Consider the following 24,686-nt stretch of genomic DNA (forward strand, 5'->3'; position numbering starts at 1 on the left):
TCCCTTAACCGCGTGGAGACGCAACGGCTGCGAGCTTGGGCGCGGTTTTTTCCGGCGCCACTTGCTCCAGGTTGCTGGCTTCAAGCGCTTGTCGTTGTTGGGCCAAGGCGGCGAGGGTTTCCTTGCTGGCCATCGGGATGGTTTCCGGGGCGACCGGCGAGCCGGGGCGTGCGCGTTGCAGGCCCTTGACGATAATGGTGTCGTCCTTGTTCAGGCCGCTGCGCACGATGCGCAGGCCTTCGATCTTCGGCCCCAGTTCCACTGCGCGATACGCCGGCTTGTCGCCTTCCATCACCAGCACGAACTTCTTGCCCAGGTCGGTGCCGACGGCCTCGTCGTTGATCAGCACGGCGGAGTAGGTGCCGCTGCCGACCAGCTTCAGGCGTGCATACAGGCCAGGGGTGTATTCGCCCTTGCTGTTATCGAACACGGCGCGCCCACGGATGGTGCCGGTGGCCGGGTTGACCTGGTTGTCGACGAAGTTCATCTGGCCCAGGTGCGGGTTGCCGGTTTCATTCGACAGGCCCAGGTACACCGGGGTGGTCGCGCCACGGCGGCCTTGACGAGCGAGTTCGGTGTACTTGAGGTACACACGTTCATCGGCGTCGAAGTAGGCGTAGACCTTGTCGGTGGAGACCACGCTGGTCAGCGCGGTGACGTCGGCGGTCACCAGGTTGCCGGCGGTGATTTCGGCACGGCTGACGCGGCCGCTGATCGGCGAGGTCACGCGGGTGAAGCTCAGGTTCAGCTTGGCCAGGTCCAACTGCGCCTGGATCCCGGCGACGGCGGCGCGGGCTTCCTGGGCGGCGGTGGTGCGCGAGTCGGCCAGTTCGGCGGAGATCGCATTGCTCTGGCGCAGGCGTTCGCCGCGCTGGGCTTCGTTGTCGCTGCGGGTGGCGGCGGCTTTGGTTTGAGCCAGTTGGGCTTCCAGGCGGCGCACTTCGGCCTGGAACGGACGCGGGTCGATCTGGAACAGCAGGTCGCCTTTCTTGACCAAAGCGCCTTCGGTGAAAGCGACTTGGTCAATCTGGCCAGAGACCCGTGGACGAATCTGTACGGTTTCGGGCGCTTCCAGGCGACCGGTGAATTCATCCCACTCGTTGACCGGCTGCTCAAGCACCTTGGCCACGCTGACTTTTGCCGGTGGCATGGCGGCCGCTTGTTCCGGGGTCTTGCCGCACGCGCTCATCACCACCACGGCCAGGATCGCCAGGGGGAAGCGCAAATGTTTGAGTGACTGTTCCATGAGGTGCATCCGCCAATGTATTTGAGATGGGCGGATCATGCGCGGCGAGGCGGTATGTCACGAATCGAATGAAGCAAAGGTAACTATCATTCGGAATGATATAAGCGCGGGGTTAGCCCTCTAGCATGGGGGTTTCGTTAGGGGGCTATCAATGGGCGTGATGACAAAGGACTGTTGTTGCGTGTGTAACGAACCTCTCAGGTCCTTTGTGTTGAGGCTACATATCCAGATTGCGGTGTAGCTTGACGTCTGCGCGATCAGTCGAATGCAAGCTGTTCCTGGATAGCGCGAATGGGATCATGAGCGAGTTGCTGTTTGCGTGACCGAGTGTGTTTGCGGCCCGATGTTTTAGGTGCAGCATCTTTGGTGGCGTCATCTGGAACCACCCACAGTGCGCTGGCCTTGCCGCCGTCGTTCAGCCGTTCGGCAATCGTTATTTCCATGGCATGGCGAAAGGCTTGCAGTTCTGGGCGGTCTGTTGAGTCGCCCTGGGCATCCAAGTCGTCGATGGTGCGTTGCCAGCCCGCCAGCGCGGGGTAGCTGCGCTTAAGGCTGCGCTTACCGACCACAGCGCTGAGTAATTGGGTGCACAGGTGTTGTCCTTGGGGCGTGAGGCCGTGATAGCTGACGAACTCCTGGCGATTGGTTTCCATACGGATGAAGCGGATATGTTCATCGTAGCGATGGTGACGGGGATGAAAGAAGGTCATGACGTCTGCCGTGGGGTAAAGCGCCGGGGCGCCAGGGAACTTGCCCCAGTCGGCCTTGCCCTTGACCGAATTGCAATCGACACACGCAATCGCCAGGTTGCGCGGATGCAAGGCGAATTGAGGATAGGTGTCGCGTGACAGCACGTGTTCGATGGGTGCTGCACTCGCATGGTTAAGCAACCAGCGCTTGCAGTAACAACACCTGGGCTCCTGGCGGCTTTTCAGCGCTACGCGCAAGCGTTTTTTGAGCGCCGCACAGTCGGCTTTGGCAGGGTCGCCCAGCTTGCCCCAGATAGTTTTATCAAAAGCTTTTGCCCCCTTGCGCAATGCGTGCAGAAACTTGCGCTGTTCGCTGTAGGGGAGCGCTGCCTTCGGCTCGCCGGTGGGGCGGGTCATGCTGGCAACGCCTGTTGCGCAAGGGCAAAGGTTTCGGTGATGGCAAGACTCGCGTGGTCGATGAGTTGCAGGTCCTGTTGGTAGCGCTTGTCTTCGGCGTCACCGGAGGTCTTCATGATGGTTGTCATGTATTCCAGTGCTTTCCTGAGGTCTTCATGTTGTTGGGCATACTTACCCGCCTGGCCCCGGTTGGTTGCTCGAATCGCCTCTGTCACAAGCGCCGCGCAGCGCTCGGCGACTTCCCGGTTGTGCGGGGTGTAGGTCTCGAAGCCCTTGAGCAGGATGGTCTCTACTGAGTGGCGCTGTTCAGGCGCAATTTCTGTCAGTTGATTGTCCTTGGCCATAAAACAATGGCTCAGGTTGTCCTTGGCATTGGCAACCAGCGTCGGTGAATGGGTGGCAATCACGAACCGGGTTTGCAGACGTTCTGCCATCAGGCTGAACAGGCTCGGCAGCAACTGCTGCCAACCGACATGCAGGCTCACTTCTGGCTCATCGATCAGCAGCACTTTGCCGGGGCCGGCGCTTGCCATGATTTTGGCGAACAAGAGCAGCACCTGTTGTTCGCCGGAGCTGAGGTCGGTGAATTTCAGCAGGTTGGAATGGCCTTGGCGACTCAATGCGAGACTCAGTCCCTTGAGGGAAACATGTTCACTGACCGCGAGGGCAAGGGGAATGACTTGGGCGGCCAGGTCGAGTGGTCGCAGCAGTTCGTTGAATGCACCATTGGGCGCAAGGTACAGGCGCTGTTTGAGGCCCATGCGCTCAAGCAGGTTTTCCAGCAACGCCAGGCGCTCAGGTATCTCGACCGTTTCGACCAACAGGTCGATCAACTTGCGCTCGATGGTTTGCGATGAATACCCGGTACTCGTCCGGTCGCCCAGGTAGCGATAATGAGGATACTTCTCGCGATTGCCCAAGGGAAAACGGTCAATCGGCCCGACCACAATGGCCACACTGGCGGTGGACTGTTGCTGCAGGTGGTCAACCAGAGAAGCCAACAACAGGCTTTTGCCGGCACCATTGTTACCGATGACGTAGGTGCAGGAAGATACGCTGCCTGGTTGCGCGAGCAGGTGCTCCAGCGGGCGCCGGTCGAGCAGTGAAATTTCCCGTACTCGATCAACGGGCGGAACCCGAGTCCCGCCGATGCGGGTCCTGAGCACATCCTTGGTGTCCAATTCTACGCAAACGCCGTCGACATCCTCATACCCAGTGTCGAACCATTGGGCAAACAGCCCTTTGAGTGAACCCAGCAGCTTCGACTCAGGGTATTGGCTAAAGCGCAACGCTCCATCTGACCTCCATATCTGGTAAATCGCTGCTGAGAAGTAGGCGAGCTCTTCTGCGCTGACCCCCCGAATCCCAGACAGCAATTTGCGTGTGTCGATGCACAACGTTCTGTCTGCCTGGGATTTTTGGCTATTCAACAACCAGGCGTAGTAGCGGGTGGCGTTGCCAGCGTCGTTATAGCTCGTGAAATCGAACACGGCTTCAAGCAGGTCATTGCTGGACAGGTGTTGCTTGAGTTTATCCAGGGAGGCGGGGGTTGGGGTCCGGCCAGGCGTGAACACCATCAGTGTTCGCCCCGTTAACGTGCCTTCTTCGGTCCGTTGTAACAGTGAGACGAAGGGCTGTTTCAAGTAGACCGGGTTATCCAGCAGTGACAGGCCCTCACGTTTGAAGTCATTCGGCAGACCTTGGATCAGTTCGGCATTGACGCCTTGCACGATCAGTCTGAGTCGGGTCAAGTGGTGTAGGGCCGCGCTACCTTCAACAAGCAAGTATGCAAACCGGCCCTGATGGAGGTCGAAATGCTTGACGAAGGCTTCGCCACTATAGGGCTCCAGGTCGATCAGCCCTTCATCGCGCGCCAAGCCGGTGGCGAGTGCTCCGCTGATCTGGGCATGGCGGCGGTCGAAACGGGCTTGGGTGGCAAGAAAATAAAAAAGTGCGTCGAACAGGTTGAGGCACTCTTCTCCGTCCAGTTGCTCCGTGACCTCATCCAACAGCACTGATAGCTGTTCGTAGGTCTGTTCGTCGCATGCAGTGATTTTTTCGGCGAGGCCACAGTGCTCCATCAGCATGTGCACGCAGGCCTGAATGGTGTCGTGGTAGACCCAGTACTTAGTCTCCCGCTCCTTGACCCATTTAGGGCTGTCCCAGTCCACGATTTGCACGGCGAGGACATAGAGCAAAACCTGCTGGAATTGAGCGTCCGTCATCTCGCTCTGAAGCTGACTGGCCTGTGCGCGTGCTAATAGCTCGCCGAGCCAGATATGACTTTCTTCCATGAATGTCCACCTGTTTCCTATGACATTAGAGACCGGGGACCGCCCCCGAGGTGCATGGGTTTGAAGTTTACCTATCGATTCAAGTAGTGGCGAGTAGCCATTTTCGACTGTCTGCCAGCCACCTAAAAAAAATGGGCTGCGGGTTTTCCCCGCAGCCCAGGACCCTACGTGGTACCGAACCCCACCTGCACCGTCAGCGCCCCCTGGTTATCCCCCAACCCAATGCCATAACGCCCCTCCAGATCATCGTTGATGCACAGCTGCAATTCCCCGGTCTGCCCCGCCGGAATCTCCGCCAGGTCACCCACCAGAAACGGTGTCCCGCTGCTGCTCACACGGCCAATCAGCGCGCCCTCATTGGCTCCCGGCAAGGTGTAGCCCGCCTTGGCGATCAGCCCGGGGCTGCCGTTGCCATCGACCATGCCGCCCACCGGGCTGGCCAGCCACTTGCTGCTGACATACCGCACCAGGCGCGGGCTCGGGCCGCTGATCTGCACGCCAGTGCCTTGCCATGGCTGGTTGGCCTGCACCTGTACTGTCGCGGCCTTGAGCTCGTTGCACAGGGTGTCGCCGGCCTGGATCGACAGCGCGGCGATGGTCAGGCTTGGGTTGGAGGTGCCGGTGGTGGGGAACACGCCATCACCCACCAGGAACAGGTTGTTGTGGTCCCAACTGCGTTGGGTCTTGTCCACCACCGAGGTCTTGGGGTCGTCCCCCATGCGGTAGGTGCCCATCAAATGCCCGGCACCCTGGAACGAATAGGATTGCCCTTGGTAGGTGAACACCCCAGGCGGGATGTCGGCAGTCAGTTCGGTAGCCCCGAGCAGTTCGGTGATGACATGGCTGGCCAGGATCCGCGCCTGTTTGAAGCCTTCCTTGGTGTAGTCGGACAGGTCGTAGTGGATTTCCGGGCGCGGGATGCCCAGGCGGTCCTTGTATTGGCTGGAAGGCACGATATAGCAGTTGGCGTTATTGGGATCTTCCTCCACTTGCTCCACCAGGAAGCCTATCCGAAATTGCCGCGTGAGCAGGTTGTTCAGCTGTTGCACCAGCGCCGTGCCGAACAGCACCTGGGGCGCGCCCGGTGTGTTTGGCAGCGGGTTGGTCTTGCTGATGTTGGTGCCATCAATCAGGTCGGCGACGGTGGTGTAGGGATCGCCGATCGGCCAGTTGAAGCCCTCGTTGCCGATCTCGATCCGCCAGGCCGCGCGCTGGCTGCGGAACGCGCCGTCGCGCAGGCTTTCGATGCCGGAGGTGGACACCGGGCCGCGATACGGGAACACCGTCTTGCCCTCGGGCATCAGGCCCCAGGCCAGGTAGATCGGGTGGTCCGCCAGGCTGCGCCCGACCTGGCCGCTGCTGTTGGCCACGCCGTTGGGCCAGGCGCTGCTGGTGGAATTGAGCAGCAACTTGGGCGTCTCGATGGCATGGGCGGCGATCACATAACGTTGCCCCACCGCAACGCCGGTGCCGGTCGGTGGTCCGTCACCAAGCTGGTACTGGATGAACTCGATACCGCTGATGCTGTTGTCCGCCCCCACGGTGACCTTGCTCGCCACGGTCTTGTACAGCACCCGCACATTGCCGGTGTTGAGCGCGTTGTTCATGGTCACCGTGGCATCGTACTTGGCCTGGATCGGGCAGATCGGCGTGCAGTTGGTGTTACCCGCGCACACCCGTCGCCCGGCATACGGCTGCGAGTTGCGCCCGGCCGGCGTCGGGCTGACCACCAAGGGCAGGCCCTCGAACGACTGGCCCTGCACCGCGCTGACGAAGCTGCCATCGACCAGCGACAGCGGGATGCTGGTCATCGGGTATTCATAGTTGGCCGGGAAGGTGATGCCCAGGTACGCCTGGTCGGCCACGTTCGCCGCCACACCGATCTCCGCTTCGGCACGGCAATAGGCGCTTTGCAGGTCGTTGTAGCTGATCGGCCAGTCCACCCCCACGCCGTACAGGGATTTCATCCGGAAATCATTCGGCAGCATGCGCAGGCAGGTGGCGACCCAATGCCAGGTGGTGCCGCCGCCCACGCGCTCATAGGTACTGGTGAACGGCAGCGGGCCTTTTTGTACCAGGTAGCTGATGTCGGGGTTGTTCCAGCCGTTGATCAGGTCGGCGATGGTCGCGCGCGGTGCGTTCTGTTCGGCCGGCTTGCGCAGCGGGCTCAAGGTGCTCACCGGCGGGTAGGGTGATTCGGGCGTCTTCAACGTCGCGGTATAGAAACGCTCCAGGTACTGGTTGCGATTGGGCGGGATCTCCGGCCCCGATTCCAGCACCAGCACTTGCACCCCGGCCAGGCCCAATTGATAGGCAATGAGGCTGCCCGCAAGGCCCGCACCGACAATCACCACATCTGCTTGTTCGCTACTCATGACGATGCTCCTGGCTGCGTGCTGGCGTTAACCCCGGTGAAGTCTTCCAGGCTGGGCGGCGGGCTGTTCCAGTAGCCGAAGAAGAACTCGCTGTAGCCCATGGGATGGGCCTGGGCAATACTCCACGCCCAGCTCTGGGTGTAGGCCTCGTCACTCACCACGGTTTGCTCGCCGAGCGGGAACGCGCCCTGGGTATACGGCTGGTACCACACGCCCAGCAGCCAGAGCTTCATGATCGCGCGTGCCACCTGGGCGGTTTGCGTCGGTGCCGGTTGGCCGTTCTGCATCAGGATCGCTGTGCCGATTTGCTGCGGTGTCGCCTGCTCGGCCGCCAGCGTGGCGTACTGGGCCAGCAGGGCGCTGAGCACGCTTTGCCCGACACGCGGGCCGATGAAGTTGAGAAAGGTGCTGGGCAGGCCGATGGGGTCTACCGACGGCGCCAGCAGTTCCTGATCGATGCCGGTGAGCACCACGCTCAGGCCAGTGAAATTGTCCAGGTCGGTACTCATGGCTGACTCCTTGTCACACCGGTGGATTGGGCGCGTTCGAGCAGGTAGGTGAAGTCCGCGAAGCTGGTGCGCGGCGACTGGGTCACGTGGGTGGCGGCATTGCCGTGACAGGCGATGCAACTGGACGACGCCTGGGGTACGGTGCCCTGGATATAGGTCTCCAGCGTGGCATTGGCGAGGAACGAGGGTGCCGGGTTGCCCAGCGGCCGGGTTGCGGAGATCTGGCACGGCGGCTGGCCGCTGAGCGTCGGCCACTGGGTGCTGATCAGCTGATAGTTGGCCCATACACTGTTGGGATTCACCGTGCGCAGCAGGGTCTGGTAGGTGGTGTTGAGGGCCTTGGTTTCATCCGTCAACGGTATCTCGCGCACGATCTGCGAGGGCGTGGCCTTCACCGCCGGGTTCCATGGCCGGGGCGGCGGCTGGTTGACCTCGGCCTGGCTGCTGGCGTTGTAGAACAGGTACGGGCCTTTGCGCTCGGCGGGCGGCGTGGTCTTTTCCGGCACATTGTCGACGTGTTCGAAGGTCGACCACACCCACTGCGGCGCGCTGGTGGTCTTGTGCACGATATGCAGGCCCACCAGCCCGACCGGCTCGGCCACGCAGGACTCGGCCACCACCGGCCCCTTGCTCGGGTCGCTGTTGCCCGGCGTATACACCAGGGCATCGACACTATGGAAGCTGGCGGGATTGTCGTTGCCGTCCAACACCTTCCACGCGGCCTTGACCATCAGCGAACCCACCTCACTGGTGCTCGGGTTACCGCAACTGAACGCCACGGCATTGGTCGGGCTGGCGGCAAAAAACGCCTGTTGGCCCTGGATGCTGTAGAGGCCGTTGTTGACGATGCCGTCGAACATGGCTTGGTTGACCACGATTTCATTGCGCGTGTACACGCCGCTCTGGTCCACCAGGGGGCCGCTTTCAAACGGCTGGATAAACTCGTCGAGCACATCCGGAACCTTGCCCATCTGTTGCAGCAAGCGCCCGGAACCCTTGCCTTCACAGGCTTTCGGCACGCTGGCGGGCGCATGAAAGGGCAGCGGCTTCTTCCCTTGGGCCAGGAATATCTGATAGCTCTCCTTATAGCTTTCCCACACGGTGGCCGCGTCCTGCTGGCCGATCTGCACAGCGCTGTTGGGTTGACCCGTGTCCAGGGCCGGCCAGTTCAGCGCGATGAACGTCTGCCACGACATTTCATCGAAGTTGGCTTGCAGGCTGGACAGGGAAAAGGGCGGGGTCGCCGTGACATCGAAGGGTATTTGCGTAGACAACGTGGGGGCCGCGACGACCAGGGGGCTCAGCAACGCGCCAAACAGCGCACAGCCGAACCCGGGCCGGGGGCGATGGGTTTCCATTCTCATCGGTATCTCCTAGGCATCAGGCGCCGGGAGACAGTGGGTCCGTCATGGACTCTTCAATGCGCCTCCTGGCACGGGCTAGAGCGTAGATAAGGTTGGCGGCGCAGGTGTATGGGCGGCTAGATTTGTTTGTAATAAAAACAATCGCCAAGCAGGCTGTGGAGCAGACGCGCGACTTTCCGTAAACATTTTGACCTCGCTACTATCCAAGTCTTAAGCACTGATGGCAGTATGAAATTACTTTCAAGGGAAGGAATTTCAGCACGTGGTACCCACCAACTTTACCCATGACCAATTCGCATGCCTGAGCGAATGGCACGAAAAGGTCTTCGACAAGACCGATACCACCCATCGCGACGCTTACAGCCAACTGCGCAACGCCTATGACATCACCAAGCGGTGGGCTGAGACTTTACAGGAGCGTCTCTTCCCCCAAGGCACCACTAAAACCATTCGCCGACCCATAGACCAGTGGAACAGAAAGTTCGTGGCCTACAACTGGTCGCGTATCTATCCGTACGCGGATGCTCCCCTGGAGCTGGCCTACACCGTAGGCATCGACGCCGTTGACGGTTTCTTCGTCAAGATCGATCTGGTCGACGCTAAACTCGACGATGCCTCCCTGCGCAGGCGCTACGACGAAATCCGTGGGCCTTACCACGACTCGCCGATTGTTGCGCTCATGTCGGCCGAAGAAGGCCTGGCGATAGGCCTCTCGGGAATCATCGAGTGGAGCGCACACGCCATCAACCATTTCCCAATCGGGTACAACCAAGTGGCCGAACAACTGGGTTTGATTACAACGCCGAACGCTGCGCAACTGTTGCAGCATTTTCAGTGCTGCAAGGATTTCAGAGAACGGCAGCCAAAGTGGAGCAGCGAAATGACGCAGTTGTTTGTGCGTCTTGCCATCGCGGTTCATGGGTTGGGTTTTGACTGGTGGGCCACGAAAGCCACCAACACGCAGTTGGTATTCGGCGGGAAAGAAAAAAGCGCCATTCGGGGATCGACGATGGGGGCACTGTTTGTGCGCTTTGATTGTGTCGAAGTCCGATGGTTGGCGTTTGACGGCCTGGATGCCGTGCCGCTGAACCAGAAGTTGAGCCCTGAACTGGTGGCATTGGTTGAAGCGGCCAATGCGCAGAAACAGGGCGTTTCGGCAAAACGAGGCCAGCGTTCCAGCCGCATTGGCTATTGGCCGGATCAGTACCGCATCGAAGAGGTTGTCGCCATGGAAGAGGACGTATTGCTGGGTGACAGTGCGCTGTCTGAGGCCAATATCATCACCCGCAATCAAATCTATTTCGGCCCGCCCGGCACGGGCAAAACCTGGACCTTGCAACGTCTGCTCGAGGCCGACTACCCTTCGCAACGCTTCGAATTCGTTACCTTCCACCAGTCTTACGGCTACGAAGAATTTGTCGAAGGGCTGCGTCCGGTGATTTTCGACAGCACCGCTGCTCATGCGGATGCGACCACCACCGGCGACGTTCGTTATGAGATTAAACCGGGTGCTTTCTTGCGCCTGTGCGAGCGGGCCAGGAAGGACCCTGCGCATCAGTACGCGATGGTGATCGACGAAATCAACCGAGGCAACATCAGCAAGATTTTCGGCGAACTGATCACCTTGATCGAACTCGACAAGCGTGAAGGTGAGGTCAATTCGGTGACACTGACGCTGCCCTATTCAGGCAAGCCGTTCAGCGTGCCTTTGAACGTCGACGTGATCGGCACGATGAACACCGCCGACCGTTCGTTGGCGCTGGTCGATACCGCCTTGCGCCGCCGCTTCGAGTTCATCGAACTGATGCCGGATCCCCGTGTATTGAAGGGTGTCACGGTGTCCAAGGGCGATCACCAGATTGACCTGGAACAACTGTTGACCGCCCTGAACATGCGCATCGAAGCGTTGTATGACCGTGAGCACACCATCGGGCATGCCTATTTCACGCCATTGAAAGGCATGTCCTCGGAGCAGCGTTTCGGGGCGTTGGCCACGCTTTTCAGAACCCGGATCATCCCGCTGCTGGAGGAGTACTTTTTCGACGATTGGCAGAAAATAAGGCTGGTACTGGGCGACAACCAAAAGAAAGCGCCTGAGCTCCAGTTTGTACGCGATGTTGAGTCGGGCAGAGGGGCCACGAACCTGTTTGGTTCGAGTGATGAGTGGGACGAGTATGCGCTACGGCCACGCTATAGCCTGAATGCTGACACCTTCAACACACCGCAAGCGTACATCGGTATCTATTCGACGCTATTCAAGCCTGTCGCCGAATGAGTGCCGTACAGATCTTTGAGTACGGCAGGCTGGTGGAGTCTGGCGACGGGGTGAGCGCAACGGTAATCCCCGGGCGCGTATTTGCCTGGCTGGAAGAGCAATGCCTGAAAGCCGACGAGCACGCACCTGCCTGGCTCAGACTGACCAGCCGCCGAGGGCAGCGCGTTATCCAGGTGACCAGCTATGTGGGCGTCCTGCGTGCACCTTGCGGTTTCCAGATCGAGATCCTGCCCAAGATCGGCAGCGAAACATCAGCGTCCCTGGCGCGCCGGAAACTGATCGAGATGCTCAAGTGCCTGCGCGGTTTTCGTCACCTCAAGACGCTGAATGCCGATCTTCAGGCTGACCGAATGCCGCTACTCGAGGTGTTCCTGCAACAGTTTCTCGAGACGGTCAGGCATGTCGTCAGGAAAGGGCTGCGCAGTGATTACACCGCCCGGCAAGCCAACTTATCCAGCCTGCGCGGCAAGCTGGTGATGGCGCGTCACCTCTCGGAGAATCTGGTGCGGCGCGACCGGTTCTTTACCGAGCACGATGAGTTCACTCCGGACCGTGCTGAAAATCGCCTGATTCATGCGGCCCTGCGCAAAGCACTGGGTATGTGCAGCGCGCCCGCCAATCAGCGTCTGGCGCGCGAGTTGTGTTTTGTTTTCGCTGATGTGCCGCTGCCCACCGATGTGGCGCAGGACTTCAAACGCATCCGGCTGGACCGGGGCATGGCATATTACGAACCTGCCCTTGAATGGGCGCGGCTCATCCTGCAGGGCAATAGCCCCGTACCGGGCGCCGGCCAGCATCACGTGCCGTCGTTGTTGTTTCCGATGGAGGCGGTTTTTGAGGCCTATGTGGCGAAGCATCTGGCGCGCCAGTTGGAGGACGGCTTTGGCCTGAAAACCCAGGTCAGCCGCGAGCACCTGGTGGTGCACAAGGACGAGAACTGGTTCCGCCTGAAGCCCGACCTGCTGGTTCAAGAGGGCACGCAGCCGCGAATGGTGCTCGACACCAAATGGAAGTTATTGGATCGCGCCAAAGGCAACCGTTTCGAGAAGTACAAGCTCAGCCAGGCCGACTTTTACCAGCTCCATGCGTACGCCCACCTCTACTTGAAGGACACAGGGCACGCCGTTCTGATCTATCCATGGACAGAGTCGTTCTGCGAACCCTTGCCCGTTTTCGATTTCAAGAGCGCCGAGGGCTTGAAACTCTGGATCCTGCCGTTTTGCCTTGAGCGCAGTAAATTGCTGCTCCCCGAGGCATCCCCCCTGGGGAGATTTATCAGCACTGAGGGGGCTCAGGCCGGCTCTGCATCCGCCTCAACCCGAATATAAGTGCGAAACACATGGTCCCACAGCGGCGAAGACACACCGAAGTTCTTCTCGATGCCTTTGCGGTGATGCAGGTCGTGATTGGCCACCAGCCCCGGAATAAATCCATAGGCCCAGTGCTGGGGGCGGTGCATCACGTAATGCAGCGAGATGTAGACGAAATAGCCCGCTACGGCGCCGATAAAGGCCGAGATGAGGCCGGTGGACCAGGCGAGCAGCAACAGCACGGCGAAGGTCGAGCTGGTTTTCCAACTGGACACGCCGATGTAGGCCAGCACGTCGATGTGGTGGGTCCAATGCTCGCGGCGATACAGCGAATGGAACAGGAAACGGTGCGCCGAATACTCCACCAAGGTCCAGGCCAGCAGGCCGGCAAGGGCGAGGGTAAGGTCAAACGGCGCGAGGTAAAGGGCAAGGGCGACGAACAGCGGAACGGTAAAAAAGTCGAGGTAATAAGCGACTGACGACATCAGCCATTTATTTGAAGCAGCCATGTGCGGAATATCCCTGTAGTGCGCGATGGATGAATGGAGGCGCGAGTGTCAGCTTTCGCGCTTCTGCACACAACTGGCAGTGTGGGCACCGGTGACAGGATGAGTGTTGCGTCACATCGTCAAAACGTCGCAAACGGTTGTCGCTGTGAGAACCACGCCAACGCGTGTGCCTTGAATGCCTCGGCGGGCGGTGTCAACGGGTAGCGCTGATCGTAGGCCAGCACGATACGTTGCGCAGGCAGCTGCTGTTTGATCGGCCGGCACACCAGCGGCTGGCCGTCGTAGCTGTGGTCGCCGAAGGGGCGGGTGTAGGTGAGCGCCGCGCCGAAACCATTGGCGACCAGGCTGCGCTGGAATTCGAAACTATGGGTGGGCTGCACGCTGGCGGGCACCAGGCCAAAAGCGTTGAACAGGTCGAGGATATGCTGCCAGCTGTGGATCTGGTCCATCACCACCAGGTTGCAGGCACTGAGCGCGACCATGTCCACCTGCTTTTCTGCCGCGAGCGGATGATCTGCCGCCAGCAGGGCGTGAGCGGTCAGTTGGCAGAGTTCGACGCGCTCCATGTTGGCCGGCAAGCCCAGGTCGTAGGTCAAGGCCAGTTCCAGGGTCCCTTCACCAAGCCGTTTGCCCAGGTATTCAAACCCGCCTTCGCGCATATCCACCCTGACCCGTGGCGAAGCCTGCTGCAGGCGCTTGAGGATTTGCGGCAAGCAATACGGCGCGAGGTCCGCGTAACAGCCCAGCACCAGATCCCCGGCAAAATCATCGGCTTGGCTGCCGATGTCCGCGAACGTTCGCGCCTCGGCGAGCACGCGCTTGGCCTGGGCCATGACGGTGCGCCCAAACGGCGTCAACGACACGCCCAGCCCGCGCTGGCGAACGAACAGCGGTTGCCCGTAAAGGCCTTCCAGCTCGGTGATCGCCGTGGAGATGGACGGTTGGGAAACGTGCAACTCTTCAGCCGCCAGGGTGAGGTTGCCGTGCTTGGCCGCCGCCAGGGCATAGCGCAATTGCCGCAAGGTGAAGTTCATAGGTTTTTCTTTGGTGATACATCAAGACTTATTATTTTATCTTATTTGGTCGTCATGGAATATTGGCCCTGCACAACTTTCATTTTGTTAAGGGAGTACCCGGCCATGACCCATAGCTCATACACCGTTGACCAAAAAGACATCGACGCCTTCCAGCGCGATGGCGCGGTGTGCCTGCGAGGCATCTTCAGCGATTGGACCGCACAGATCGCTGCGGGCATCGAGCGCAACCTCGCGGAGCCTGGCGTGTACGCAAGCCGCTACATCGAGCAGGGCGGGCAGTCCGGCGGTTTTTTCGACGACTATTGCAACTGGCAACGCATCCCCGAATTTCGCGCGATCATCGAGCAGTCGCCCGCCGCCGTGATTGCCGCGCAGGTGATGCAGTCGCGCACCGCGCAGTTTTTTCATGACCATGTGCTGGTCAAGGAACCCGGCACGCAAAAAGCCACGCCCTGGCACCAGGACATCCCGTACTACTTCGTCGAGGGCAGCCAGTCCGTGAGTTTTTGGATTCCCGTGGACCCGGTGCGCGAATCAACCCTGCGGCTGCTGCCCGGTTCTCATCGCTGGGAAAAAGGCATCCGGCCAGTGCGCTGGGCCGACCAGAGCGACTTCTATCAAGGCGCGGATGACTACCGCGACGCACCGGACCCGGACGCGGAGGAGGGCATGCCGGTGTTGGAATGGGAAATGCAACCGGGTGACGCGGTGCTGTTCGACTTTCGCACGGTACACGGCGCCCGTGGCAATGGCTCCGCGCAGCGTCGACGGGTACTTTCGTTGCGCTGGCTCGGGGATGATGTGCGCTACCTCGAACGTCCGGGGCGTACGTCCCCACCTTACCCAGGCCACGCCATGCAAACCGGCCAGCGCTTGCGCGAAGACTGGTTTCCAACGATCCATAAAGCTGGTTGACGCATAACTTTTAGAGCGTAATTTCGCTGACATCTGCCCATCCCTGATCTGACCCTTTCACTGCATAGGTGCATCGATGATGAAGATGAATAAAAACGTGATGGCATGGCTACTTTCTTGCGGGCTGTTAGCGGGCAGCGCCACGACCCAGGCTGCCGGATGGTGCGAATCCGGCAAACCGGTGAAGTTCGCCGGCCTGAACTGGGAAAGCGCGATGCTGCTGACCGATGTGCTGCAAACCCTGCTCAAGGATGGCTATGGCTGCGCGGTCGACACCTTGCCGGGTAACTCCATCACCATGGAGAGCGCGCTGGGCAGCAACGACATCCAGGTGCTGGCCGAGGAGTGGATCGGGCGCAGTGAGGTGTGGAACAAGGCGGCGGCCAGCGGCAAGGTGGTGGGCGTCGGCGCCCCCATCGTAGGCGCCACCGAAGGCTGGTACGTGCCGCGTTACCTGGTGGAGGGGGATGCCAAGCGCGGGCTGAAAGCCAAGGCCCCCGAGCTGAAGAAGATTGCCGATCTGGCGCAGTACGCCCAACTGTTCAAGGACCCGGAAGAACCCGGCAAGGGCCGCTTCTACAACTGCCCGGCGGGCTGGACGTGCGAGCTGGAAAACAGCGAGATGCTCAAGAACTATGGTCTTGAAGCCAGCTACACCAACTTTCGCCCAGGCACCGGCCCGGCGTTGGATGCGGCGGTGTTGTCGAGCTACAAGCGCGGTGAACCGATCCTGTTCTACTACTGGACGCCGACGCCGCTGATGGGGCAGGTCGACCTGGTCAAGTTGGAAGAAAAACCGGGCGTGGACAAGAAGATCAGCATTCAGGTCGGCTTGTCCAAAGCGTTCCATGAACAGGCACCGGAGCTGGTGGCGGTGCTGGAAAAGGTCAACCTGCCGATTGACCTGCTCAACCAGAACCTGGCGCGGATGACCAAGGAGCACATCGACTCTCCCAAGCTGGCCAAGCTGTTCTTCCAGCAGCACCCGGAGATCTGGCATGGCTGGGTGAGTGAAGCGGCGGCGAAGAAGATCGAAGCGACGTTGTAGGTCGTTCCAGGGCAAGGATGCCTTGCTTCATGAGTAAAAGAGATTAATCAATGAGCTTGCTGGCGCCGCCGTTCATTCTCGAGGACTGTCACTTGGATGAGATAACCGACAAACTCCTGTGTGCGGTGAACAGCACATTGAAAAGCCTCTGAGGAAATAGCGCATGACGATTCAATCGCGGCTCAGCGAATTGACTGAAGCGACCATGGACGACGCTCAGCGCGCAGTGCTCAAGGACATTCTTGCGGGACCACGCGGGAACCTGGACGGCCCATTCCTGGCGTGGATTCAAAGCCCGGAACTGGCCAATCATGCGCAGCGCCTGGGGGCGTTCTGTCGGTATGGCACTCGGCTCGAACTGCGCCTGAGCGAACTTGCGATCCTGTTCACTGCCGCGTGGTGGCAGTCCCAGGCGGAGTGGCAGATTCATGAGCCTATCGCACGTTCGGCGGGGGTGGCTGATGCGGTGATCGAGGCGTTGCGTGAGCGGGCAGTTCCGGTCTTTACGCGTGAGGACGAGCAACTGGTCTATCGGTTAGGCAAGACGTTGTACGAGACGCGTCGAATCGACGACGCGCTGTATGCGCAGGCGATCCAAGTGTTCGGGGAGCCCGCCGTGGTCGAATTGGTCGGGGTCTTCGGTTATTACGCCCTGGTGGCGATGACCCTGAATGTGTTTGCCGTTCGCCGTGATACCGATACCCCGCTGCCATTTGCCGAACCTTGAAAACCGAACCCGCGGGCGCTAGCAGCGTCGTATCGCGGTTGACGCCGGCGCCGCTTCGACGTTGCCGGGCGTGGGGGTAGCACCGCGCCGCTGCAACAACTCAATCTGATCCGCCGGCACCAGCGTCCGCAAGGTCTTGTACAGCACCCGGGTTTCCAGCAGGTTCCATACCCGCAGCATGGTTTCCAGCGCGTCCAGGGGTTTGCTGATGAAGTCCCGGGCGCCCAGGGCCAGGGCACGCAGGCGCGTGTCGCGGGTCGCGTCGGCAGTGAGTACCAGGATCGGCAGGTATTCACCCTGGGGGATGCGCCGGTTGAGTTGCTCCAGCACCGCAAAGCCGTCGAACTCCGGCATGTGCAGGTCGAGGATCACCAGGTCCGGCTCGAAGCTGTTGAACAACTCCAGGGTGCGCAGCGGCTGGGTGCTGCTCAGCACGTTGGTCAGCCCTTCGCGCGCCAGCAGTTGCTCCACCAGGTCGAGGTTCGGGCGTTGGTCGTCGATGATCAGAATACGCAGGTCGAGGTTCACGCGGGCTCCGGAAAAGCTTGGTCGAGGTGGGCGAGAAACGCCGGCACGTTGATCGGTTTGTTCAATACCGCGGTGGCGCCTGCTTCCTGCAAGGTCTGGCGGGTAAGGTCGCTGGCGTCGGCGGTGATCATCAGCACCGGTGTTTCGCGGGTGATCGGTGACTGACGCAGGCGTTGCAGCACCTTCAAACCATTGATGTCCGGCAGCGACACATCCAGCAGAATCAGCTGTGGCGCATGCTGCGCGGCGAGGTCCAGGCCCAGTTGGCCTTGCATGCTCGACAGCAGGCGTATGCCGGGCCGACGTTGCAGCAGGGTTTCGATCAGCGCCAGGCTGGAGAGGTTGTCCTCGATGCACAACACCTTGCCCTCGAAGGTGCTGACGACGGGAGCAGGGCGCTTCAATTCGGTGTCGATGCCGGGCGTGGCAATACTCTGGGCGTGGGCCACGCGCACGAAGGGCAGTTCCAGGGTGAAGCGCGAGCCGACGCCGGGCTGGCTCTGCACCTTGAGTCGGCCGTCCATGTTCTCCAGCAGGCTTTTACTCAGTGCCAGGCCCAGGCCGCTGCCTTCCACATTCGGGTCGGCCCCCAGGCGTTCGAAAGGCTTGAACAGTTGCCCCATATGATCGGCTGCGATGCCGTTGCCGGTATCGCACACAGCCACGCTGACTCGTTGTCCACGGATATCGACCTCAAGGCTCACCTGGCCATCGCGCCGGTTGTATTTGATCGCATTGGACAGCAGGTTCAGCAGCACCTGGGTCAGGCGCTGGCGGTCGGCAACGATGCCCGTATCCGCCGCCAGTGCCGGCAGCGGCCGCAACTGCACGCCTGCGTCGGCGGCCATGGGCGACACCAGCGTCAGCGCCTCTTGCAAGGTGCCCGCAAGCGGGATCGGCACGATATTCAACGCCAGGCTTCCGGCCTCGATCTTGGCGATGTCCAGCACTTCATTAATCAGCGTGAGCAGGTGCTGGCCGGCGCGCAGAATATGACCGACATCGGCCTTTTGCGCCTTGGGCGCGTCCATGTCCAGCAGTTGCGCAAAGCCCAGGATCGAGTTGAGCGGGGTCCGCAGTTCGTGGCTCATGCGCGACAGGAATTGGCTTTTGGCGCGGCTGGCGCGTTCGGCTTCCTCGCGGGCGGTGCGCAGGGCGATCTCCGCCGCGCGGCGGTCGGTGATGTCGCGGGTGATCTTGGAAAAACCGCGCAGGGCGCCGGTGCCGTCGTATTGCGCCGTGATCACCACGCTGGCCCAGAACCGCGTGCCGTCCTTGCGGCAGCGCCAGCCTTCTTCGGTGTAATCACCGTTGCGGGTGGCCTCGCGCAACGCCATGTCCGGGTGCTGCGGGCATTCCTGGGGCAGGTAGAACAGCGAGAAATGCTGGCCGATTATCTCTTGTTCGGTATAGCCCTTGATCCGCTCGGCGCCGTTGTTCCAACTGGTGACATGGCCCGCCGTGTCGAGGGCGAAGATCCCGTAGTCCTTGACCCCATCGATGATCAGCCGCAAGCGTTCTTCGTTGTCGCGCAAGGCGCGTTCGCGTTCGGCCAGCAACAGTCCGGCCTCCACCAGGCTGGTGCCCAACTGGCCGATTTCGTCTTTTTCCGGCGGCTGTGGCAGCAGCGGCGAGCCCAGGGCCAGGCGTTGGGCATTGCGCTGCACATTCTGCACCCGGGCGACAATGCCCTTGGACAGAAACAGCACCGCGACAATCGCCCCGAACAAGCCGCAGATCGCCGCCAGCCAGGTCGACAGCAACAAGCGTTGGCGGGTTTCGGAGGCGGCGGCGCTGCGCTCGGCCAGCAACGACGCCTCAAGGGTGAGCATGGTGCTGATGTGCTGGCGCAGGGCATCGAGGATGTGCTTGTTGCTGATCAGGATGGCACTGATGGACTCCGGTGTGGCGTCGCTGTCCTTGAGCATTTCCTCCAGCCCGTCGACCTTGCCGTCGATCAGCGGCTTGATCGCGCTGAGCTGCTCGCGCACCCGTTGATCGCGTACGTTGCGGTCCAGTCGGCGCAGGGCCGACTCGATCTGGGGCTTGGCGTTCAGGTAGCTGGGCAGGAAGTCTTCGCGGCGGGTGAGCAGGTAACCGCGCACACTGGCGGCGGCTTCCGCGAGCAGGGTATGCACGGCCTGGATATCGCCTTGCACGCGTAAAACCCGGCGCACATCCTCTTCGGCGCGGGCGGTCTGGCGTTCCGTGGTGTAGATCAGCACCAGGGACAGCAACAGCACCACCAGTGGCAGTGAAATCACCACCAGCGCCTTGCCGCGCAGCGGCAGGTCGGCCCAACGCTTTCTCATTTGGGCCGCCTCATGTGGGTGTCACCAGGCCCAAGGCGATGCCCCGCACGGCGGCCTGGGTACGGTCAGCCGCGCCGAGCTTGCCGATCACCCGCTCGACATGGGCCTTGGCCGTGCCGGTGGTAATGCCCAGGTGTTCGCCGATGGCGCGGTTGCTCATGCCGTTGGCGACCAAGCCGAGGACCTGGCGTTCCCGTGGGGTGAGCGGTTCGCCGGGGGCGGCACCGCTGGCCTGGCGTTCGGTCATGCGCCGCAACAGCCGGGCGCTGACCGCCGTGTTGAGCGCCTCGCCACCGGCGGCCACGTGTTGCAGTGCCTGGATCACCTCGGCACGGCTGGCGTCTTTAAGCAGGTAGCCCACCGCACCGGCATTCATGGCCGCCTCCAGGTACTCGGGGCTGTCGTCCATGGTGAACATCACCACCTTCACCGCCGGCAGGCGTTGTTGCAGCAAGCGTGCGGCGCCCAGGCCATTGAGCCCGGGCATGCGAATGTCGAGGATGACAATATCCGGCAGCAGTTGCTCACACAGCTCCACCGCTTGCAGGCCATCGCCGGCCTGGCCGACCACCTCGAACTGCGGGTGGCCGGCCAGCAGGGAGACGAAACCGGTGCGCGTGACTTCATGGTCGTCCGCCAGCACCAGGCGCAGGACGTGGGTCATTGCGGGACTCCAATCAAGTGCGCAGGCACGCGGGCGTGCAGCCGGGTACCGCCATCGACGGTGCTGACGCAGGTGAAGCTGCCGCCCAACAGGCTGGCGCGCTCCTGCATGGTGGCGAGGCCCAGATGCTGGGCGTCATCCGTTGATGGCTCTGCCTTGAAGCCTCGGCCATTGTCGTCCAGCCGCAGGGACGCCTGGCCGTCGTGCAGCGCCAGGGCCAGTTGCACTTGGCTTGCGCGCGCATGCTTGAGCACATTGTTGATGGCTTCCTGGCCGATCCGGAACAAGGCGATTTCCACCTGGCTGGGTAAGCGCGTCTCACAGTGCGCCTGCCACACCACGTTGATGCCGGCGTCACGCAGGCGGTCGGCCTCCTTATCGAGGGCTTTGAACAAGCCGAAATCATCCAGCACCGTGGGACGCAGGCCCGCAATCAGTTGCCGGCCCTCGCCAACCGAGTGTTGGGCCAGGGTAAGAATCGCCTCCAGGTCGGCGGCCAATGCCTCCGGCAGCGGCGGGCAGCGCCCGGCAAAGCCTTGCAGCCGCTGGTGCAGGCCCGCCAGGGTTTGCGCCAGGCCATCGTGGAGGTCGTAGGCGACGCGTTTGCGTTCGTCTTCCTGGGCGCGGAGCAAGCGGTTGACCAGGTCGGACAGGGTTTTGTCGCGCAGCTTGAGTGTGCTCAGCAGCCGGTCGTTTTCCAGGTGGGCGGCCAGTAATGTGGCGAGCAGTTGCAGGGACTCGCTGTCTTCGTGCTCCGGCGCCCGCAGGCTGACGCTATTGCCCAGCACCAGTACACCAAAGGCATCGCCGTCACCGGCGCGCAACGGCACTTGCAAGACGCTGGGCACGTCCTCGGATGGACGCTCCTGCCAGCACGCCGTGCGCAGGCTGCGGTCGGCGAGGGCGGCCAGGCTGCCCAAGCGCGACGGGTTGCCATGGCGGGCGCTGGTATAGGCGATGCCCTCGGCGTCCCACTCCTGCAGCAGCCCGTGGTCCATGGCCAGAAACGCGCAGGCCCGCGCGAGCACGCGTTCGCGCATGGCGTCGGGGGCCAGTTGGCGCAATTCCTGGCCGGTATCCACCAACAGGCGCAGGCGCGCCGTACGACTTTGCGATTGGCGAAAGTGCGCGCGCATGGCCAGGGCGCTGCCGGGATCATGGGGCGTGTCATGCATGGTTGATGCTCCATTGCTGCGGGCGCGAGGGGGATCTATTAGACATGGTCGGACCCCTTGGGCGCTATCTGCCAAATGGCATAGGTAAATACCTCCGGTTGGCCGATGGCGGCTGGCGGGCAGGTTGGCAAAGTGGCCTCAACGACGACCACTGGAGTAATGCAATGAAATTCGATATCGCCCCGATCGCCCTGATGTTTGCCCTGAGCGTACCGTTTGTTCATGCCGCCGAGACGGCCCCGTATGTCTACCGTGAAGTCGCCCAGGCGCCGGCCAATGTCAAAGACCGCGAGATTGCCGGTTTATTCGACCGCTGGAACAGCGCCCTGCAGACCGGCAACGCGAAATCCGTGGTCGACCTCTACGCGCCGGGCGCTGTGTTGCAGCCGACCGTTTCCAACCAGGTGCGCACGACGCCGGAGCAGATCACCGACTACTTCGACCACTTCCTGGCGCTCAAGCCGGTGGGCCAGATCAACTACCGCGAGATCCGCCAGTTGGGCAGCAACGTGGCCATGGACAGTGGCGTCTACACCTTCACCCTGACCGAGTCGGATGGCAAGGTGCGTCAGGTGCAGGCGCGCTACACCTTCGTCTATGAGCAGGTGGGTGGCCAGTGGAAAATTCTTAACCATCATTCTTCGGCGATGCCTGAAGTACAGGCCAAGCACGCTAAGCAGTAATGGTTGGAGGGAAAATGCCCATCCCTTGGCGGGGGTGGGCATTTTTTTGTTGGGGCTGGGAGATTGTTGCTGTGACGGCTCGGGATCCGGCGCCTATCCAACTGATGCCCTGCGAGGGAACAAGTCCACTACACAACTTTCAGAGGTCTGTGGTTTGCTTCCGTGGCGGCCTTCGGGCCGACCATGTCGTTGGCTTTGACCGAGTACATATCCGTTGCTGCGGTCACGACCACCTATGGTTCCGCTCTTACAGCGGGTCACTTTTGGAAGAGCGCCAAAAGTAACCAAAAACGCTTCGCCCCAACACTCGGCACCTCGCCTAGGCTCGGTGTGCCCTCACTCCGGCTTTGGAGCGTGGGCCGCCGCAATGGGCCATCCTTGGCCCAGTGCGGCTAACCCGGCGTCCTGCCGGGTTACCCACGCTCCAAAGCCTGCGTTCGGCCAGCGTGTTTGACGGGGCGATCCCAGATCAAAAACAAAGCGAGGCGGCCTTAAAGCCGACCTGATCTTTGAAGCGTACGCGGTGTGGCTTCTACTTCCTTAATCGCTGACGAAGTCAGCAATCTTTTGATCTGCTCTGGCTCTGGCTCTGGCTCTGGCTCTGGCTCTGGCTTTTGATCTTGATCTCAGGCGCCCCGTTAAACACGCTGGCCGAACGCAGGCTTGAATCCGTGGGTAACCCGGCAGGACGCCGGGTTAGCCGTCCTGGGCCAAGGATGGCCCATGACGGCGGCCCACGGATTCAAGCCTTCGTTCGGGCACACCGAGCCTAGGCGAGGTGCCGAGCGTTGGGGCAAGAGCCCTTTGGTGGACTTTGGGGCTTTTCCAAAGTGACCCGCTGTAAGAGCGGAACCCTAAGTGGCCGTTACCGCAGCAACGGATATGTACTCATTCCAACTCCAGCGCATGGTCGGCCCGAAGGCCGCCACGGAAGCAACCACCCTCACCACTCGGCTCCTCGCCCAGGCTCGGTGTACCCGTCACCCGGTGAGTGCAGCGACGCTTTGGCGCCGTCCGGGCCATACCAGGCGTACCCGTAGTAGCGGTTGGTGAGGTTTTTCAGTTGCAGGTCAACCCTGACGACCGAGCGCAGTGTTGGTAGCGCAACAGCGGTTCAATAAAGTGTTCGATTGTCCTGGTCGTGAAGGGTGACCGGTACAGCGCCAACCCTCGAATTTGAGGGCTTCCAGGCTTGGCATGAATTGTGTTGTGACCCGATTGGCGCTGACCCGACAACGGGAGGGAAACCTCACCTTTCATAAGAAACCACACCCATGCACAACGTCTTGCATCGCACAGTCATCGCCAGCCTGCTGGCACTCGGCGCCTTGGGCGGGCCGGTTGCCCAGGCCGCCAACGATCAACAGTTCATCCCGCTGGCCACCTACCGGGTCGGCGCCTACGCTTCCAGCGGCATTCCGTGGTGGGCGGGGGAGATTGATTACTTCCGCTACATCAACGAAGTCGAAGGCGGCGTGAACGGCGTCAAGCTGGTCTGGCAGGAGTGCGAGACCGAGTGGAAGACCGACCGCATCATCGAATGCTATGAGCGCTACAAAGCCGGTCTCGACGGCGCACCCACCGGGTTCTTCTTCACCCACAGCACACCGGCCTCCTATGCGCTGATGGACCGTGCCGCCATTGACCACATCCCGCTGATCGATGGCGCCGGCGGGCGTACCGAATCCACCGATGGCCGCGTGTTTCCCTACGCGTTCCCGTTGTTGCTTAACTACTACGGCCAGGCGTCGGTGGGCATCAACTACATCGCCCAGCGCGAAGGCGGCCTGGACAAGCTCAAGGGCAAGAAGATCGTCACCGTCTATCACGACTCCGCCTACGGCCGCGAAACCCAGGCAGCCATGCAATTGCTGGCGCAAAAATACGGGTTCGAGAACATCCAGATCCCCGTGGCCGACCCCGGCAACGAGCAGTCGACCCAGTGGCGCCAGGTGCGGCAGATCAACCCGGACTGGGTGTTCCTGCGCACCTGGGGCGTGTCCACCCCCGTCGGCATCAAGACCGCCGTGCGCTTTGGCATCCCCGTGGACCGCCTGATCGGTGATGTCTGGGCCGGCTCCGAAGCCGACGTGATACCCGCCGGCACCGCCGCTAAAGGCTACCAGGCGTTGGCGCCGTTCCCCGGTGGCGACAGTTTCGACATCCATAAAAAGCTCAGGCAGTTCATCCTCGATCCCGGCAAGAGCAACCTCAAGGACCCCAGCTACTTCGGCAAGGTCTACTACAACATCGGCCTGATCAACGCCGCGATTGCCGTCGAAGCGCTGCGCACCGGCCAGGCCAAATTCGGCAACCGCGCGCTGAACGGCGAGGAAACCCGCTGGGCGTTCGAGCACCTGGACATCGACGCCGCGCGCCTCAAGGCCATGGGCTTCGAAGGTCTGCTGGCACCGTTGAAGCTGTCCTGCGCCGACCACGAAGGTGGCGGCTCCGCCCGGGTGCAGCAGTGGGATGGGCAAAAATGGGTGCTGGTGACCGACTGGCTGCAGGCCGATCGCGCCACCTTGCGTCCGTTGATCGAAGCCAAGTCCGCCGCGTATGCCCAGGAGAAGGGCATCGTGGCGCGTGATTGCTCGGCACAGTAAACC

19 protein-coding genes are annotated in these 24,686 nt (G+C 61.4%); 7 read left to right on the forward strand and 12 right to left on the reverse strand.

Going from position 1 to position 24,686, the window contains the following annotated elements:
- Positions 1-4: 4 nt before the first annotated feature.
- From mexE to V3W40_RS25560, 6 genes are all read right to left on the reverse strand, one after another.
- Positions 5-1,246 (reverse strand): multidrug efflux RND transporter periplasmic adaptor subunit MexE, encoded by a 1,242-nt coding sequence (mexE, locus tag V3W40_RS25535; RefSeq protein WP_065927800.1) that lies wholly within the window; start codon positions 1,244-1,246, stop codon positions 5-7.
- A gap of 257 nt (positions 1,247-1,503) precedes the next feature.
- Positions 1,504-2,352, reverse strand: coding sequence for an HNH endonuclease (locus V3W40_RS25540; protein WP_065927734.1), 849 nt, complete (start codon positions 2,350-2,352; stop codon positions 1,504-1,506).
- Positions 2,349-4,646, reverse strand: a complete 2,298-nt coding sequence (locus V3W40_RS25545) for an AAA family ATPase (protein WP_074846607.1) — start codon at positions 4,644-4,646, stop codon at positions 2,349-2,351. Before V3W40_RS25545 ends, V3W40_RS25540 begins: the two co-directional genes overlap by 4 nt.
- 164 nt (positions 4,647-4,810) lie before the next feature.
- Positions 4,811-7,021 (reverse strand): GMC family oxidoreductase, encoded by a 2,211-nt coding sequence (locus V3W40_RS25550; protein WP_330215845.1) that lies wholly within the window; start codon positions 7,019-7,021, stop codon positions 4,811-4,813.
- On the reverse strand, positions 7,018-7,530 hold the full coding sequence (locus V3W40_RS25555) for a sorbitol dehydrogenase (protein WP_065927731.1): 513 nt from the start codon (positions 7,528-7,530) through the stop codon (positions 7,018-7,020). Before V3W40_RS25555 ends, V3W40_RS25550 begins: the two co-directional genes overlap by 4 nt.
- Complete coding sequence (locus V3W40_RS25560; RefSeq protein WP_330215846.1) at positions 7,527-8,894, reverse strand: cytochrome C; 1,368 nt, start codon at positions 8,892-8,894, stop codon at positions 7,527-7,529. The genes V3W40_RS25555 and V3W40_RS25560 overlap by 4 nt, the downstream gene beginning before the upstream one ends.
- Positions 8,895-9,156: 262 nt before the next feature.
- Here V3W40_RS25560 and V3W40_RS25565 point away from each other — a divergent pair, with 262 nt between their 5' ends.
- Both V3W40_RS25565 and V3W40_RS25570 read left to right on the forward strand, forming a co-directional pair.
- Entirely contained in the window at positions 9,157-11,169 is a 2,013-nt protein-coding gene (locus V3W40_RS25565) for an McrB family protein (RefSeq protein ID WP_330215847.1), read from the forward strand.
- Positions 11,166-12,497 (forward strand): McrC family protein, encoded by a 1,332-nt coding sequence (locus V3W40_RS25570; RefSeq protein ID WP_074846622.1) that lies wholly within the window; start codon positions 11,166-11,168, stop codon positions 12,495-12,497. Before V3W40_RS25565 ends, V3W40_RS25570 begins: the two co-directional genes overlap by 4 nt.
- Here V3W40_RS25570 and V3W40_RS25575 read toward each other — a convergent pair.
- Positions 12,461-12,988 (reverse strand): sterol desaturase family protein, encoded by a 528-nt coding sequence (locus tag V3W40_RS25575; protein WP_330215848.1) that lies wholly within the window; start codon positions 12,986-12,988, stop codon positions 12,461-12,463. The two genes, V3W40_RS25570 and V3W40_RS25575, sit on opposite strands and share 37 nt — an antisense overlap.
- Positions 12,989-13,107: 119 nt before the next feature.
- Positions 13,108-14,022, reverse strand: coding sequence for a LysR family transcriptional regulator (locus tag V3W40_RS25580; protein WP_330215849.1), 915 nt, complete (start codon positions 14,020-14,022; stop codon positions 13,108-13,110).
- Between the two features lie 105 nt (positions 14,023-14,127).
- On the opposite strand from V3W40_RS25580, the gene V3W40_RS25585 reads away from it, so the two are divergent.
- The 3 genes from V3W40_RS25585 (at position 14,128) to V3W40_RS25595 (ending at position 16,715) form a co-directional block, all read left to right on the forward strand.
- Positions 14,128-14,940, forward strand: coding sequence for a phytanoyl-CoA dioxygenase family protein (locus V3W40_RS25585; RefSeq protein WP_330215850.1), 813 nt, complete (start codon positions 14,128-14,130; stop codon positions 14,938-14,940).
- Positions 14,941-15,019: 79 nt separating this feature from the next.
- Positions 15,020-15,988: an ABC transporter substrate-binding protein gene (locus V3W40_RS25590; RefSeq protein WP_330215851.1), complete on the forward strand. Its 969-nt coding sequence runs from the start codon at positions 15,020-15,022 to the stop codon at positions 15,986-15,988.
- A 163-nt stretch (positions 15,989-16,151) separates the two neighbouring features.
- On the forward strand, positions 16,152-16,715 hold the full coding sequence (locus tag V3W40_RS25595) for a carboxymuconolactone decarboxylase family protein (RefSeq protein ID WP_330215852.1): 564 nt from the start codon (positions 16,152-16,154) through the stop codon (positions 16,713-16,715).
- An 18-nt stretch (positions 16,716-16,733) separates the two neighbouring features.
- Here V3W40_RS25595 and V3W40_RS25600 read toward each other — a convergent pair whose 3' ends face one another.
- The 4 genes from V3W40_RS25600 to V3W40_RS25615 are packed head-to-tail and all read right to left on the reverse strand — an operon-like array spanning position 16,734 to position 21,394.
- On the reverse strand, positions 16,734-17,243 hold the full coding sequence (locus V3W40_RS25600) for a response regulator (RefSeq protein WP_330215853.1): 510 nt from the start codon (positions 17,241-17,243) through the stop codon (positions 16,734-16,736).
- Positions 17,240-19,555: an ATP-binding protein gene (locus V3W40_RS25605; protein WP_137213043.1), complete on the reverse strand. Its 2,316-nt coding sequence runs from the start codon at positions 19,553-19,555 to the stop codon at positions 17,240-17,242. The genes V3W40_RS25600 and V3W40_RS25605 overlap by 4 nt, the downstream gene beginning before the upstream one ends.
- 10 nt (positions 19,556-19,565) lie before the next feature.
- A complete protein-coding gene (locus tag V3W40_RS25610; RefSeq protein ID WP_092489094.1) occupies positions 19,566-20,219 on the reverse strand; it encodes a response regulator in 654 nt (217 codons plus the stop codon).
- Positions 20,216-21,394, reverse strand: a complete 1,179-nt coding sequence (locus V3W40_RS25615) for a sensor histidine kinase (RefSeq protein ID WP_330215854.1) — start codon at positions 21,392-21,394, stop codon at positions 20,216-20,218. Before V3W40_RS25615 ends, V3W40_RS25610 begins: the two co-directional genes overlap by 4 nt.
- A 164-nt stretch (positions 21,395-21,558) precedes the next feature.
- Between V3W40_RS25615 and V3W40_RS25620 the strand changes: the two genes are divergently transcribed.
- Positions 21,559-22,077, forward strand: a complete 519-nt coding sequence (locus V3W40_RS25620) for an SgcJ/EcaC family oxidoreductase (protein WP_065927722.1) — start codon at positions 21,559-21,561, stop codon at positions 22,075-22,077.
- A 1,274-nt stretch (positions 22,078-23,351) separates the two neighbouring features.
- Positions 23,352-24,683 carry an ABC transporter substrate-binding protein gene (locus tag V3W40_RS25625; RefSeq protein WP_065927721.1) on the forward strand — a complete coding sequence of 444 codons (1,332 nt, stop codon included), beginning with the start codon at positions 23,352-23,354 and terminating at the stop codon, positions 24,681-24,683.
- Positions 24,684-24,686 lie beyond the last annotated feature (3 nt).

This window comes from Pseudomonas sp. AM8, from assembly GCF_036346475.1.
Classification (GTDB): Bacteria; Pseudomonadota; Gammaproteobacteria; order Pseudomonadales; family Pseudomonadaceae; genus Aquipseudomonas; species Aquipseudomonas marginalis.

Coding starts and splice junctions, on each gene's coding strand:
- mexE (WP_065927800.1), bottom strand. CDS start 1,246: ATGGAACAGTCACTCAAACATTTGCGCTTCCCCCTGGCGATCCTGGCC.
- V3W40_RS25540 (WP_065927734.1), bottom strand. CDS start 2,352: ATGACCCGCCCCACCGGCGAGCCGAAGGCAGCGCTCCCCTACAGCGAA.
- V3W40_RS25545 (WP_074846607.1), bottom strand. CDS start 4,646: ATGGAAGAAAGTCATATCTGGCTCGGCGAGCTATTAGCACGCGCACAG.
- V3W40_RS25550 (WP_330215845.1), bottom strand. CDS start 7,021: ATGAGTAGCGAACAAGCAGATGTGGTGATTGTCGGTGCGGGCCTTGCG.
- V3W40_RS25555 (WP_065927731.1), bottom strand. CDS start 7,530: ATGAGTACCGACCTGGACAATTTCACTGGCCTGAGCGTGGTGCTCACC.
- V3W40_RS25560 (WP_330215846.1), bottom strand. CDS start 8,894: ATGAGAATGGAAACCCATCGCCCCCGGCCCGGGTTCGGCTGTGCGCTG.
- V3W40_RS25570 (WP_074846622.1), top strand. CDS start 11,166: ATGAGTGCCGTACAGATCTTTGAGTACGGCAGGCTGGTGGAGTCTGGC.
- V3W40_RS25575 (WP_330215848.1), bottom strand. CDS start 12,988: ATGGCTGCTTCAAATAAATGGCTGATGTCGTCAGTCGCTTATTACCTC.
- V3W40_RS25580 (WP_330215849.1), bottom strand. CDS start 14,022: ATGAACTTCACCTTGCGGCAATTGCGCTATGCCCTGGCGGCGGCCAAG.
- V3W40_RS25585 (WP_330215850.1), top strand. CDS start 14,128: ATGACCCATAGCTCATACACCGTTGACCAAAAAGACATCGACGCCTTC.
- V3W40_RS25590 (WP_330215851.1), top strand. CDS start 15,020: ATGAAGATGAATAAAAACGTGATGGCATGGCTACTTTCTTGCGGGCTG.
- V3W40_RS25595 (WP_330215852.1), top strand. CDS start 16,152: ATGACGATTCAATCGCGGCTCAGCGAATTGACTGAAGCGACCATGGAC.
- V3W40_RS25605 (WP_137213043.1), bottom strand. CDS start 19,555: ATGAGAAAGCGTTGGGCCGACCTGCCGCTGCGCGGCAAGGCGCTGGTG.
- V3W40_RS25610 (WP_092489094.1), bottom strand. CDS start 20,219: ATGACCCACGTCCTGCGCCTGGTGCTGGCGGACGACCATGAAGTCACG.
- V3W40_RS25615 (WP_330215854.1), bottom strand. CDS start 21,394: ATGCATGACACGCCCCATGATCCCGGCAGCGCCCTGGCCATGCGCGCG.
- V3W40_RS25620 (WP_065927722.1), top strand. CDS start 21,559: ATGAAATTCGATATCGCCCCGATCGCCCTGATGTTTGCCCTGAGCGTA.
- V3W40_RS25625 (WP_065927721.1), top strand. CDS start 23,352: ATGCACAACGTCTTGCATCGCACAGTCATCGCCAGCCTGCTGGCACTC.